Origin of the sequence: Bradyrhizobium yuanmingense (assembly GCF_900094575.1) — a bacterium.
GTDB lineage: Bacteria > Pseudomonadota > Alphaproteobacteria > Rhizobiales > Xanthobacteraceae > Bradyrhizobium > Bradyrhizobium yuanmingense.
In genome coordinates, this window is the sequence record NZ_FMAE01000002.1 from 60,700 (window position 1) to 73,995 (window position 13,296).

Here is a 13,296-nt window from a genome sequence, read left to right on the forward strand (position 1 = left end):
TTCTCAGCTCAGTGCTTCGTCCAGGAACGCCTTCAGCTGAGCCTGATGCTTGGACATCAGACCCGTTGCGGTCGCGGCGGAAGCGGCGCGGCCGACATAACGCGGACGCCGGCTCGCGCCGTTCACCTGGTTCAGCACCCATTCCAGATAGGGCTCGATGAAGTGCCAGGCACCCATGTTGCGGGGCTCTTCCTGGCACCACACCATCTCGGCCTTCTTGAAGCGCGACAGCTCGGCCACCAGCGCCTTCAGCGGCACCGGATAGAGCTGCTCGACGCGCATCAGGTAGATGTCGTCGATGCCGCGCTTCTCGCGCTCCTCGTAGAGGTCGTAATAGACCTTGCCGGAGCACAGCACGATGCGGCGGATCTTCTCGTCGGGGACGAGCTTGATGGCCTCGTTCGGCAGCATCTGGGCGTCATCGTAGAGGATGCGGTGGAAGGTCGTGCCCTTCGCGAGTTCGTCGAGACGCGACACCGCCCGCTTGTGACGCAGCAGCGACTTCGGCGTCATCATGATCAGCGGCTTGCGGATCTCGCGATGCAGCTGCCGGCGCAGCACGTGGAAGTAGTTCGCCGGCGTGGTCGGGTAGACCACCTGCATGTTGTCTTCCGCGCACATCTGCAAGTAACGCTCGAGGCGCGCCGAGGAGTGCTCCGGCCCCTGGCCCTCATAGCCGTGCGGCAACAGGCAGACCAGACCGGACATGCGCAGCCATTTGCGCTCGCCCGAGGAGATGAACTGGTCGAACACGACCTGCGCGCCGTTGGCGAAGTCGCCGAACTGGGCTTCCCACAGCGTCAGCGTGTTCGGCTCGGCGAGCGAATAGCCGTATTCGAAACCGAGCACGGCTTCTTCCGACAGCAGCGAGTTGATGACCTCGTAATGGCCCTGCTCGTGGCCGAGATGGTTGAACGGCGTGTAGCGGCTCTCGTCCTCCTGATCGATCAGGACCGAATGGCGCTGCGAGAAGGTGCCGCGTTCCGAATCCTGTCCGGACAGGCGGACGTGGTGGTTTTCGTTGAGCAGCGAGCAGAACGCCAGCGCCTCGCCGGTCGCCCAGTCGATGCCGTTGCCGCTCTCGATCGCCTTGGCGCGGTTATCGAGGAAGCGCTGAATGGTGCGGTGAACGCGGAAACCGTCCGGCACCTTGGTGATCTTGCGGCCGATGTCCTTCAGCGTGGCGATGTCGACGCCGGTGACGCCGCGCCGCGCATCCTCTTCCTGGTCGGCGATCTTGAAGCCCGCCCACTTGCCGTCGAGCCAGTCGGCCTTGTTCGGCTTGTAGGAGGTGCCGGCCTCGAACTCGGCATCGAGCCGGGCGCGCCAGTCCGCCTTCAGCTTGTCGACCTCGCCCTCGGTGACGACGCCTTCCGCGATCAGGCGCTTGGAGTAGAGCGTCAGCGTCGAGGGATGGGCGGCGATCCGCTTGTACATCACCGGCTGGGTGAAGGCCGGCTCATCGCCCTCATTGTGGCCGTAGCGGCGGTAGCACCACATGTCGATGACGACGGGCTTGTGGAACTTCTGCCGGAATTCGGTCGCGACCTTGGCCGCGAACACGACGGCTTCCGGATCGTCGCCGTTGACGTGGAAGATCGGCGCATCGATCATCTTCGCCACATCCGACGGATAGGGCGAGGAGCGCGAGTAGCGCGGATAGGTGGTGAAGCCGATCTGGTTGTTGACGATGAAGTGCACGGAGCCGCCGGTGCGGTAGCCCTTCAGGTCGGACAGGCCGAAGCATTCAGCAACCACGCCCTGGCCGGCGAAGGCGGCGTCGCCGTGCATCAGGAGCGGCATCACCGAGATGCGCATATCAGGGGGATCGCCGTGCTGGTCCTGCTTGGCGCGGACCTTGCCGAGCACGACGGGATCGACGATCTCGAGATGCGAGGGGTTGGCGGTCAGCGACAGGTGGATGCGGTTGCCGTCGAACTCGCGGTCCGAGGAGGCGCCGAGGTGATACTTGACGTCGCCGGAGCCTTCGACCGCGTCGGGATTGGCCGAGCCGCCCTTGAACTCGTGGAATAGTGCGCGATGGGCCTTGCCCAACACCTGGGTCAGCACGTTGAGGCGGCCGCGATGCGGCATGCCGAGCACGATTTCCTTCACGCCGAGATTGCCGCCGCGCTTGATGATCTGCTCGAGCGCGGGGATCAGGGCTTCACCGCCGTCGAGGCCGAAGCGCTTGGTGCCGGTGAACTTGGTGTCGCAGAACTTTTCGAAACCCTCGGCTTCGATCAGCTTCTGCAGGATGGCCCTGCGGCCTTCGCGCGTGAACGAGATCTCCTTGTCGGGTCCCTCGATGCGCTCCTGGATCCAGGCCTTCTGCGCCGCGTTGCTGATGTGCATGAACTCGACGCCGAGCGTCTGGCAGTAGGTGCGCTCGCAGATCGCGGTGATCTCGCGCAGAGTGCCGTATTCGAGGCCGAGCACGTGATCGAGGAAGATCTTGCGGTCGAAATCGGCTTCGCTGAAGCCGTAGGTGCGCGGATCGAGCTCTTCGCGGTTACGCTGGGCTTCGATGCCGAGCGGATCGAGCTTGGCGTGGAAGTGGCCGCGCATGCGGTAGGAGCGGATCAGCATCAGGGCGCGGACGGAATCGCGCGTCGCCTGAAGCAGGTCGGCGGAGGAGATGTCGGCCCCCTTGGCCTGCGCCTTGGCGGCGATCTTGCCACCGACCGTCTTCTCGACCTCGGCCCAGTTGCCGTCGAGGGCGGAGGTCAGATCGTCCTTCGGGGTCAGCGGCCAGTTGTCGCGCTCCCAGGACGGGCCTTCCGCGTTCTTGCTGATGTCAGCCGGCGCGTCGTTCAGGCTCTTGAAGAACTCCTGCCACTCGGCATCGACCGAGGACGGGTCCTTCTGGTAGCGGGCGTAGATTTCGTCGATGTAGGTGGCGTTGGTGCCCTGCAAAAAGGATGACAGGGCAAAGGCTGCGTTCGCGTCCTGGCGAGACATACTTGAGTTCCTGGCGATTTCGATTCGCGCATAACAAACGGCGCTGGCGCCGAGCTCCCCCGACAGGGCTCGACGCGACAGGCACCCTTTACCCTATTTGCTGCGAAACTTCGCCCGGAAAAGCACGAAGAACTGAATTAGCCTTTCAACTTTTCGGCAAGCGTGTGGCCGAGGCGGGCGGGCGACGGGGACACTGTAATCCCTGCGGATTTCATCGCGTCGGTCTTGGAACCGGCATCGCCCTTGCCGCCGGAGATGATGGCGCCGGCATGACCCATGCGGCGGCCGGGAGGGGCGGTGACGCCGGCGATGAAGCCGACCATCGGCTTCTTGCGGCCACGCTTGGCCTCGTCCTTGAGGAACTGGGCGGCGTCCTCCTCGGCGGAACCGCCGATCTCGCCGATCATGATGATCGATTCGGTCTTGGGGTCGGCGAGCAGCATCTCCAGCACGTCGATGAACTCGGTGCCCTTGACCGGGTCGCCGCCGATGCCGACCGCGGTGGTCTGGCCGAGGCCTTCCTGGGAGGTCTGGAACACCGCTTCATAGGTCAGCGTGCCCGAGCGGGAGACGATGCCGACCGAGCCGGTCTTGAAGATGTTGGCGGGCATGATGCCGATCTTGCACTCGCCGGCGGTCATGACGCCCGGGCAGTTCGGCCCGATCAGGCGCGACTTGGAGCCGAGCAGCGAGCGCTTGACGCGAACCATGTCGATCACAGGAATGCCCTCGGTGATGCAGACGATCAGCGGGACCTCGGCGTCGATGGCTTCGCAGATCGCGTCGGCTGCGCCCGGCGGCGGCACGTAGATCACCGAAGCGTCGGCGCCGGTCTTCTCACGCGCCTCGCGCACGGTGTCGAACACCGGCAGGCCCAGATGCGTCGAGCCGCCTTTGCCCGGCGAGGTGCCGCCGACCATCTTGGTGCCGTAGGCGATCGCGGCCTCCGAGTGGAAGGTGCCGTTCTTGCCGGTGAAGCCCTGGCAGATGACCTTGGTGTTCTTGTCGATCAGGATGGACATGAGGTCTGCTTTCGCGAAACTAACAGAGTGAGTGGGTCAGTGGATGCGGCGGTAGACGCCGGTGAGGACGTCGGACCAGCCTTCCGCGTCCGGCGAGAATTGAATCTTCAACGAGTAGGAATCCTCATTGATGATCTCGTAGACGTGGCGCGCATTGCCGCGGAGCGAACCGCGCACCAGCGTCAGGGTCTTGCCGGCCCAGCCGCCCGAGGCGGGCGATGGCGGCGTATAGCCGAGCGAATCGTACCAGAACAATTTGTAGGTCCGGTCGTCGCGGTCGAAGGTGAAGATGCCGTGGGTGGCGAAGACCTGCTTGCCGTCACGCATCTGGACCGAGTCCTGGATCAGATAGAACCCGTTGAGATCCATGCGCGCGACGGTGCGCGAGGTCGCCGGCCCGCCCGCCGTCCAGCGCGACGGGAAGACCATCTCCTCACCATCCCATTCGCCGGCGAACGCGGCGAGGCGCGCATGCTCGGGGAGCGGAGATGATGCGGCGAGATGGTCCTGGGCCATGGCGCTAGCCTCCCTTGACGGCCTTCACGATCTTCTGCGCGGCGTCGTCGAGATTGTCGGCGGGCACCACGTTCAGTCCGGATTCACGGATGATCTTCTTGCCGAGCTCGACATTGGTGCCTTCGAGGCGAACCACCAGCGGCACGCTGAGGCCGACCTCGCGAACCGCAGCCGTGACGCCCTCGGCGATCACGTCGCACTTCATGATGCCGCCGAAGATGTTGACCAGGATGCCCTTCACGTTGGGGTCGGCGGTGATGATCTTGAACGCGGCCGCGACCTTCTCCTTGCTGGCGCTGCCGCCGACGTCGAGGAAGTTGGCCGGCGCCATGCCGTAGAGCTTGATGATGTCCATCGTCGCCATGGCGAGACCGGCGCCGTTGACCATGCAGCCGATATTGCCGTCGAGCGTGACGTAGTTGAGATCGTATTTCGACGCCTCGATTTCCTTGGCGTCTTCCTCCGTCAGATCGCGCAACGACACCGCGATCTCGGGATGGCGGAACAGGGCGTTGTCGTCGAAGGACACCTTGGCATCGAGCACGCGGAGCTCGCCCTGCTTGGTCACGACCAGCGGATTGATCTCCAGCATCGACATGTCCTTGGCGACGAAGGCCGCGTAGAGCTGCGCGGTGAGCTTCTCGGCCTGCTTGGCGAGATCGCCGGACAGATTCAGCGCCTTCGCCACGGTGCGGCCGTGATGGCCCATGATGCCGGTCGCCGGATCGACCGAGAAGGTCACGATCTTCTCCGGCGTGTTGTGCGCGACGTCCTCGATGTTGACGCCGCCCTCGGTCGACACCACGAAGGAGACGCGCGAGGTCTCGCGGTCGACCAGGATCGAGAGGTAGAATTCCTTGTCGATGTCGGAGCCGTCCTCGATGTAGAGGCGGTTGACCTGCTTGCCGGCAGGTCCCGTCTGCACGGTGACCAGCGTCGCGCCCAGCATCTGCTTGGCGAATTCGTTGACCTCTTCCACCGACTTGGCGATGCGGACGCCGCCTTTGTCGCCGGCGGATGCCTCCTTGAACTTGCCCTTGCCGCGCCCGCCGGCATGAATCTGGCTCTTCACCACCCAGACCGGGCCGGGAAGCTGTCTTGCGGCGGCGTCGGAGTCCGAGGCCTTGAGAACCGCTACGCCGCGCGAAATCGGAACGCCGAATTCATGCAGCAGCGCTTTGGCCTGATATTCATGGATATTCATATGGTCGCTCCCTGAACCCGCGGGCGGTGACCTCATGGGCCCACCTCAGTCTTGTGGCTGGCATACCATATACCACAGGAACTGCAACCCGGATTCTTTGACAATCGAGATCTGCCGAGACCGGAACCCCACCCCGGTCAGCCGGGGTCCGGAAGTGAAACCGCCGAAGACCGGGTTTCGATCTTCGGCGGGTATTGCTTTGCCTTAGCGGCCGAGAAGATCGGGTGCGATCTTCTTGCAGGCATCGACCAAGCCCTGCACGGCACCGACCGACTTGTCAAACGCCTCGCGGTCCTTGCCGGCGAGTTCGATCTCGACCACGCGCTCGACGCCCTTGGCGCCGATCACGACGGGCACGCCGACATACATGTCCTTCACGCTGTACTCGCCGTTGAGATAGGCGGCGCAGGGCAGCACGCGCTTCTTGTCCTTCAGATAGCTCTCGGCCATCGCGATCGCGGAGGCGGCAGGGGCGTAGAAGGCCGAGCCGGTCTTGAGCAGGTTGACGATCTCGGCGCCGCCATTGCGGGTGCGGTCGACGATCTCGTCGAGGCGCGCCTGTGAGGTCCAGCCCATCTTGACGAGGTCGGGCAGCGGGATGCCGGCGACGGTGGAGTACTTCACCAGCGGCACCATGGTGTCGCCGTGGCCGCCGAGCACGAAGGCGGTGACGTCCTCGACCGAGACGTTGAACTCGTCGGCGAGGAAGTAGCGGAAGCGGGCCGAATCCAGCACGCCGGCCATGCCGACGACCTTCTTGTGCGGCAGGCCCGAAGCCTTCTGCAGCGCCCAGACCATGGCGTCGAGCGGGTTGGTGATGCAGATGACGAAGGCGTCGGGGGCGTACTTCTTGATGCCGGCGCCGACCTGCTCCATGACCTTGAGGTTGATGGAGAGGAGGTCGTCGCGGCTCATGCCGGGCTTGCGCGGCACGCCGGCGGTGACGATGCAGACCTTGGCGTTGTCGAGCGCCTCATAGGAGTTCGCGCCGGTGTAGTGGGCGTCGAAGCCGTCGACCGGCGAGGACTGCGCGATGTCGAGCGCCTTGCCCTGCGGCACGCCCTCGGCGATGTCGAACATCACGACGTCGCCCAGTTCTTTCAGGCCGATGAGGTGAGCCAGCGTTCCGCCGATCTGGCCGGAGCCAATCAAAGCAATCTTGTCGCGCGCCATGTGAACCTGTCCTTTAGACACGTAAGGAGGGGAAACTGAGACGGGTGGTTATCCCTTTCGTCTCCCCCGTTCAAGTCGCCCAATGCCCAATTGTCGGGCTTGCCGAGATAGCAGCCAGCATACCCCGGCCGTCATTCCGGGGCGCGCGAAGCGCGAGCCCGGAATCCATAACCACCATCCGGAGTATGGATTCCGGGCTCGTCGCTTTGCGACGCCCCGGAATGACGGCGGGGATAGGACTTAAGTCTCGACCAAGCCCTTGGTCGAGCCGCTGGCGGTGGAATCCTTGCGGCCGTGAGGCAGCGCCAGATAGGATTCCGAGCTCATTTCGATCAGGCGCGAGGCGGTCCGGTTGAACTCCATGGCCTCGGTGCCATCGGTCGCGAGGTAGAGCGAGATCGGATTGGCGTCGGCCGAGGCCATCAGCTTCACGGCGTTGTCATAGAGCGTATCGATCAGGGTGATGAAGCGCTTGGCCGCGTTGCGCTGGGAGAGGTCCATCACTGGAATATGGTCGACCAGGAGGGTGTGATAGTCGTGCGCCAGCCTGAGGTAGTCGGATGCACCGAGCGGCTGCTCGCAGAGGTCGGCGAAGGAGAATCGCGCCACGCCATGGGCCGAGCACGGCACGTGCAGAATGCGGCCCTTGATCGAAATGTCACGCGAGCGGCATTTGGCGCCGCCCGTCATCCGCTTCCAGGCCCGATCGAGCGCGGCGTCCGCATCGCCATCGGCCGGTGTCAGCCACATCGGCACGCCCTGCAGCTTCTCCAGGCGGAAGTCGGTGCGCGCATCGAGCCGCGCGACGTCCATGTGGTCGGTGATCTGCTTGATGAAGGGCAGGAACAGCGAGCGGTTGAGACCGCCCTTATAGAGATCGTCGGGCGCGACGTTGGACGTCGCGACCACGACGGTGCCGAGCTCGAATAATTTGGCGAACAGGCGGCCCAGGATCATCGCGTCCGCGATGTCGGTGACATGGAATTCGTCGAAGCAGAGCAGCCAGCTCTCCTCGAAGATCGCATTGGCCGTCAGAGCGATGACGTCGCTGTCGGCGATCTCGCCGCGCGCGATGCTCTGGCGATAATCGTAGATGCGCTCGTGCACGTCCGCCATGAACTCGTGGAAATGCGCGCGGCGCTTATGCTCGACCGATGAGTGCTGGAAGAACAGGTCCATCAGCATGGTCTTGCCGCGGCCGACCTCGCCGTGGATGTAAAGCCCGCGCGGCGCCTCGTCCTTGTCACCAGAGCTGAACAGGCGGCTGAGCAGGCCCTGCTTGCGGGTGGGCTTGTAGGTCGAAAGCCGCAGGTCCAGCGCCGCATAGGCCTCGGCGACCTCGGCCTGCGCGGGATCCGGCTCGATCGCGCCGGACGCGATCTCGGCCTGATAGGCCTCGCGGAATGAGGGATTTGGGGTGGAGAGCATAGCTCTTTACCGCCAGAGACGGACGGAAATTGCAAGCCGTGAAATGGGGTCAGAGGTATGCGCGTTTCTTCTCCCTCGCCCCGTTCTTACGGGGGCGCGACGAGCTTCGCTCGCGCTGGGAGGGTCGGGGTGAGGGGCTCTATCCGCATATGAGATCCATCGAAAGACCTGTCCCCCCTCACCCGGATCGCGAGAGCGATCCGACCTCTCCCCGCAAGCGGGGAGAGGTTAAGAAAGAAATTACTCACACAGCTCGTAGGCATCCTCGACCACATACGGGCCGCCGCCGGTGGACGCGCGCGAGGAGAACAGCACGAAGCGTTCGGCCATGAACGCCTTGCTCGGGAAATAGCCGCGCAGCGAGAGATAATCGGCGACGTCGCGGTCGGAGGCATCGTGCAGCCTCGCGAGCGTGACGTGCGGGATGAACTTGCGTCCCTCCGGGTCGAGGCCGATCCGCTGCATCATGCGCTCGAGCTCGGCCTGCAATTCCATCAGCGGCTTGCTCGGCGCAATCGTGGCGACCACCGCGCGGGGCTTGCGGCCGCCGAAGCTGGTGAGCCCCTGCACCTTCACCTCGAACGGCTTGCGGTCGACGCGAAACAGCATCGAGGCGATCTCGTTGGCGGAAGCACCGTCGATGTCGCCGATGAAGCGCAGGGTGACGTGATAATTTTCGGGATCGATCCAGCGGGCGCCGGGGAGGCCACCCCTCAAGTTGGAAAGCGACTGGCCAATTTCGGCCGGAATTTCCAGACCCGTGAACAAACGCGGCATCGTTTCGCACTCCCGATGCTTGGGTACGGTGCTCGAACAGCGAGAACCATATCCAAATTAGAGCCGGCGACGAATCACCGGTACCCTGATTCCTATCGCAGTTGTGTGACTCTGCGAAGCATGCCGCGCCTCACCCCGGTAAAACCCTGGGAATTAGGGTAGCGCTGCCTGGTTTTCAACGCCGTTGCTCAGCGATCGTGCCAATGAATGCCTCCACCATGGGCATGATCCTGCCGACGATGATGTCGACGCCTTCAGCGGTCGGATGAATGCCGTCGGCCTGGTTGAGCTTGGCCTCGGCCGCGACGCCTTCGAGGAAGAACGGATAGAGCGGCACGTCGAATGTCTTCGCCAGATCCGGATAAATCGAATTGAAGCGCGCGGCGTATTCGGCGCCGTAATTCGGCGGCGCAAGCATGCCGCAGAGCATGACCGCAATCTTTCGCGCCTTGAGCCGCTGGACGATGTCGGTCAGCGCGGCGCGCGCCACGTCGGGATCGATGCCGCGCAGCGCGTCATTGGCGCCGAGCTCGATGATGACACCGTCAGTTCCATCGGGCACCGACCAGTCGAGCCGGTCGCGGCCGCCCGAGGTGGTGTCGCCGGACACCCCGGCATTGGTCATGTCGACCTCTATACCTTTGGCCCGCAAGGCTTTTTGAAGCTTTTGGGGGAACGCCTCCTGGGCCGGAAGGCCAAGGCCCGCGCTTAAGGAATCGCCGAGGACGACCAGCTTGACCGGCTTTGCCGCACCCGCCCAAGCGGGGTTCGCCATCGTCATGACGGCGAGCATCAACACGGCTATGTGCATGAACAATCCGTAACGCCTCTCGACCCCGCGTGCGGACTTGCCATATGACCGGACCATGGACACTCGCATCGACCCCTCTTCCCTCGCCGCTACCGCGGACACCATCGCCATCTCCAACGTCAACCTCTCATTGGGCACGGGCGCGGCACGCGTTCACATCCTCAAGGATATCAGCCTGCGGGTCGGCCGGAGCGAGACGATCGGCCTGATCGGCCCGTCAGGCTCGGGCAAATCCACGCTGCTGATGGTGATGGCGGGGCTGGAACGTCCTGATAGCGGAGAGGTGGTGGTGAATGGCACGCCTTTCAATGCCCTCGACGAGGACGCGCTGGCGCGCTTCCGCGGCCGCCAGGTCGGCATCGTCTTCCAGTCCTTTCACCTGATCCCGACCATGACGGCGCTGGAGAACGTTGCTGTGCCGCTCGAACTCGCCGGCAATCCCGATGCCGCCAAGCGCGCGGCAGAGGAGCTGCAATCGGTCGGGCTCGGTGACCGCCTGCATCATTATCCGACCCAGCTCTCCGGCGGCGAGCAGCAGCGCGTCGCGCTCGCCCGCGCGCTGGCACCCGATCCCGCGATCCTGGTCGCCGACGAGCCGACCGGCAATCTCGACGAGACCACCGGTAAGCAGATCGTCGATCTGCTGTTCAGCAAGCACGCCGAGCGCGGCATGACCTTGGTGCTGGTGACGCACGATTCCTCGCTCGCGCATCGCTGCGATCGCGTCATCCGCCTGCGCTCCGGGCGCATCGACACGCAGTCTGCGCCCGCATGAGCGCCGTGGCCGAATCGTTCGCGAAGCCCAACGCCGTCGCGCTGTCGCTGCGCTATGCTTTGCGCGAATTGCGCGGCGGCCTGCGCGGCTTCTACGTCTTCATCGCCTGCATCGCGCTCGGCGTGATGGCGATTGCCGGCGTCGGCTCGGTGTCGGCGAGTCTGAGCGACGGTCTCGCACGCGAGGGCCGCACGCTGCTCGGCGGCGACGTCTCCTTCGTGCTGTTCCAGCGCGAGGCCAAGCCGGAAGAGATCGCGTTCCTGCGCTCGCGTGGCACGCTGTCGGCGGCTGCGACCTTGCGCGGCATGGCGCGTTCGGCTGACGGCAAGCTGGCGCTGGTCGAGATGAAGGCGGTCGATAACACCTATCCGATGCTGGGACAGCTGACGCTGGCACCAAAGCTGCCGATGGCCGATCTGCTCGCCGAGCGCGACGGCGCGTTCGGCGCCGCGGCCGATCCGACGCTGCTGGCGCGGCTTTCTCTCAAGACCGGCGACCGCGTCACGATCGGGTCCGCAACGTTCCAGATCCGCTCCACCGTCGAGGCCGAGCCCGACAAGCTCGCCGGCGGCATCGGCTTCGGGCCGCGCTTTCTGATCAGCGAGGCGGCCTTGCGCGCCACCGGCCTGATCCAGCCCGGCAGCCTGGTGCGCTGGGTCTACCGGGTCAAGCTGCCGGAGGCCGCGAACAACGAGCGCGCCACCGAAGCCTTCATCGCGGATGCGCGCAGCGCCGCGCCGCAGGCCGGCTGGGAGATCCGCAGCCGCTCCAACGCCTCGCCGCAGCTCGAGCGCAACATCAACCGCTTCACGCAGTTCCTGACGCTCGTCGGCCTTGCCGCGCTGCTGGTCGGCGGCGTCGGCGTCGCCAATGCCGTCAAGAGTCACATCGACCGCAAGCTCGAGGTGATCGCTGCCTTCAAGGCCGTCGGGGCCACCGGCCGGGACGTGTTCGGCATCTACCTGGCGCAAGTGGTCCTGCTGGCCGCGATCGGGTCCGTGATCGGCCTGGCGCTCGGCGCCGCGATGCCCTTTGCGATCGTTGGCCTGTTCGGCAAGCTGTTGCCGCTGCCGGTGGTGCCGGCCGTCCACACCGACGAGCTCGCGCTGTCCTTCCTCTACGGCCTCCTCACCGCGCTCGCCTTCGGCCTGTGGCCGCTCGCGCGCGTGCACGACGTGCCGGTGGCCGCGCTGTTCCGCGACACCATCAGCTCCGAATGGCACCGGCCGCGCGCGAGCTATCTCGTGTTCATGGCCGTCGTGATCGCACTCCTCATCGCGGTCGTGATCGGCCTGTCGTTCGACAGGCGCATCGCCGCGGTGTTCGTGGCCTCCTCAGTGGTCGTGTTCGCCTTGCTGCGCGGCATCGCCGCCCTGCTGATGACGATCGCACGACGGCTGCCACGGACGCGGCTGCCGATGCTGCGGCTTGCGATCGCCAACATCCACCGGCCGGGCGCGCTGACGCCGTCCGTCGTGCTGTCGCTGGGACTCGGGCTCGCCGTGCTCGTCACCATCACCCAGATCGACGGCAATCTGCGCCGGCAGTTCCTGGCGGCGCTCCCCGACCAGGCGCCATCGTTCTTCTTCATCGACATTCCGAGCGCGCAGGCCGAGCAGTTCGATGGCTATCTGCGCCAGATCGCCCCCGGCGCCAGGATCGAGGACGTGCCGATGCTGCGCGGACGCATCGTCGCCGCGCGCGGGGTGCGCGCCGAGGAGCTCAAGCCGACCACGGATTCCGAATGGGTGCTGCAGAGCGACCGCGGCCTGACCTACACCGCCGAGCTGCCGAAGGGCTCCAAGGTGGTCGAGGGCGAATGGTGGCGCGCCGATTATTCCGGCCCGCCGCTGGTCTCGATGGAGAAGAAGATTGCCGACGGGCTCGGCCTCAAGCTCGGCGACGAGGTGGTGGTCAACGTGCTCGGCCGCGACATTCCGGCCAAGATCAGCAATTTGCGCACGATCGACTGGCAGGGTCTCGGCATCAATTTCGTCCTTGTGTTCTCCCCCAACGCCTTCAAGGGCGCGCCGCACACCCACATCGCGACGCTGACGGAAGCGGGCGGAAAGGCGGGCGACGGCAAGATCATCAAGGAGGTCGCCGACGCCTATCCGATGGTGACGAGCGTGCGCGTGCGCGAGGTGATGGAGACGGTCGGCTCCGTGGTCACCAATCTGGCCCTGGCGATCCGTGGCGCCAGCGCCGTGACGCTGATCTCGGCGATCCTGGTGCTGGGCGGGGCGCTCGCCGCCGGCCACCGCCACCGCGTCTATGATGCGGTGATCCTCAAGACCCTGGGTGCGACGCGGCTGCGGCTGCTCGGCGCCTATGCCCTCGAATACCTCCTGATCGGCCTTGCCACCGCGGTGTTCGGGGTGATCGCGGGCAGCATCGCGGCCTGGCTGATCGTGACGCGGCTGATGACGCTGAGCTTCGTCTGGCAGGCCGGCAGCGCCGCCGGCGTGGTCGCCGCCGCGCTGGTCGTGACCGTCGGGCTCGGGCTTGCCGGCACGCTGCTGGCATTGAACAAAAAGCCGGCGACGGTGTTGCGAAATTTGTGACAAAATGTAGCGGCGGATCGTGCCGGGCGGAATCGGCCCGGTTTCGGCGATTAACCACGCTACCG

At 65.2% G+C, this 13,296-nt stretch carries 10 protein-coding genes; 2 read left to right on the forward strand and 8 right to left on the reverse strand.

Annotated elements, in window-relative coordinates; all coding sequences use genetic code 11:
- Window positions 1-3: 3 nt before the first annotated feature.
- From GA0061099_RS05310 to GA0061099_RS05345, 8 genes are all read right to left on the reverse strand, one after another.
- Window positions 4-2,961 carry a 2-oxoglutarate dehydrogenase E1 component gene (locus GA0061099_RS05310; RefSeq protein ID WP_036024619.1) on the reverse strand — a complete coding sequence of 986 codons (2,958 nt, stop codon included), beginning with the start codon at window positions 2,959-2,961 and terminating at the stop codon, window positions 4-6.
- A 137-nt stretch (window positions 2,962-3,098) separates the two neighbouring features.
- Window positions 3,099-3,983 (reverse strand): succinate--CoA ligase subunit alpha, encoded by an 885-nt coding sequence (sucD, locus tag GA0061099_RS05315; RefSeq protein WP_036024616.1) that lies wholly within the window; start codon window positions 3,981-3,983, stop codon window positions 3,099-3,101.
- A 36-nt stretch (window positions 3,984-4,019) separates the two neighbouring features.
- Window positions 4,020-4,499 carry a DUF1579 family protein gene (locus GA0061099_RS05320; RefSeq protein WP_036024613.1) on the reverse strand — a complete coding sequence of 160 codons (480 nt, stop codon included), beginning with the start codon at window positions 4,497-4,499 and terminating at the stop codon, window positions 4,020-4,022.
- Window positions 4,500-4,503: 4 nt separating this feature from the next.
- Entirely contained in the window at window positions 4,504-5,703 is a 1,200-nt protein-coding gene (sucC, locus tag GA0061099_RS05325; protein ID WP_036008785.1) for an ADP-forming succinate--CoA ligase subunit beta, read from the reverse strand.
- Between the two features lie 204 nt (window positions 5,704-5,907).
- Window positions 5,908-6,876: a malate dehydrogenase gene (gene mdh / locus GA0061099_RS05330; RefSeq protein WP_025032846.1), complete on the reverse strand. Its 969-nt coding sequence runs from the start codon at window positions 6,874-6,876 to the stop codon at window positions 5,908-5,910.
- A 240-nt stretch (window positions 6,877-7,116) separates the two neighbouring features.
- Window positions 7,117-8,304: a cell division protein ZapE gene (gene zapE, locus GA0061099_RS05335; RefSeq protein WP_036024610.1), complete on the reverse strand. Its 1,188-nt coding sequence runs from the start codon at window positions 8,302-8,304 to the stop codon at window positions 7,117-7,119.
- A gap of 240 nt (window positions 8,305-8,544) precedes the next feature.
- Complete coding sequence (gene thpR, locus GA0061099_RS05340) at window positions 8,545-9,081, reverse strand: RNA 2',3'-cyclic phosphodiesterase (RefSeq protein WP_027572985.1); 537 nt, start codon at window positions 9,079-9,081, stop codon at window positions 8,545-8,547.
- A gap of 175 nt (window positions 9,082-9,256) precedes the next feature.
- The gene (locus tag GA0061099_RS05345) at window positions 9,257-9,892 is read right to left on the reverse strand and encodes an arylesterase (RefSeq protein WP_036024607.1); all 636 of its coding nucleotides are present in this window, start codon (window positions 9,890-9,892) and stop codon (window positions 9,257-9,259) included.
- Between the two features lie 55 nt (window positions 9,893-9,947).
- On the opposite strand from GA0061099_RS05345, the gene GA0061099_RS05350 reads away from it, so the two are divergent.
- Together GA0061099_RS05350 and GA0061099_RS05355 are read left to right on the forward strand one after the other, a co-directional pair.
- Window positions 9,948-10,667: an ABC transporter ATP-binding protein gene (locus tag GA0061099_RS05350; protein ID WP_036024603.1), complete on the forward strand. Its 720-nt coding sequence runs from the start codon at window positions 9,948-9,950 to the stop codon at window positions 10,665-10,667.
- Window positions 10,664-13,231 carry an ABC transporter permease gene (locus tag GA0061099_RS05355; protein WP_074447573.1) on the forward strand — a complete coding sequence of 856 codons (2,568 nt, stop codon included), beginning with the start codon at window positions 10,664-10,666 and terminating at the stop codon, window positions 13,229-13,231. Before GA0061099_RS05350 ends, GA0061099_RS05355 begins: the two co-directional genes overlap by 4 nt.
- Window positions 13,232-13,296: the final 65 nt, after the last annotated feature.

Bases quoted from the DNA above. Each gene is read 5' to 3' on its own strand.
- zapE (WP_036024610.1), bottom strand. From the start codon at position 8,304: ATGCTCTCCACCCCAAATCCCTCATTCCGCGAGGCCTATCAGGCCGAG.
- GA0061099_RS05320 (WP_036024613.1), bottom strand. From the start codon at position 4,499: ATGGCCCAGGACCATCTCGCCGCATCATCTCCGCTCCCCGAGCATGCG.
- GA0061099_RS05350 (WP_036024603.1), top strand. From the start codon at position 9,948: ATGGACACTCGCATCGACCCCTCTTCCCTCGCCGCTACCGCGGACACC.
- sucC (WP_036008785.1), bottom strand. From the start codon at position 5,703: ATGAATATCCATGAATATCAGGCCAAAGCGCTGCTGCATGAATTCGGC.
- sucD (WP_036024616.1), bottom strand. From the start codon at position 3,983: ATGTCCATCCTGATCGACAAGAACACCAAGGTCATCTGCCAGGGCTTC.
- mdh (WP_025032846.1), bottom strand. From the start codon at position 6,876: ATGGCGCGCGACAAGATTGCTTTGATTGGCTCCGGCCAGATCGGCGGA.
- GA0061099_RS05345 (WP_036024607.1), bottom strand. From the start codon at position 9,892: ATGCACATAGCCGTGTTGATGCTCGCCGTCATGACGATGGCGAACCCC.
- GA0061099_RS05355 (WP_074447573.1), top strand. From the start codon at position 10,664: ATGAGCGCCGTGGCCGAATCGTTCGCGAAGCCCAACGCCGTCGCGCTG.
- thpR (WP_027572985.1), bottom strand. From the start codon at position 9,081: ATGCCGCGTTTGTTCACGGGTCTGGAAATTCCGGCCGAAATTGGCCAG.
- GA0061099_RS05310 (WP_036024619.1), bottom strand. From the start codon at position 2,961: ATGTCTCGCCAGGACGCGAACGCAGCCTTTGCCCTGTCATCCTTTTTG.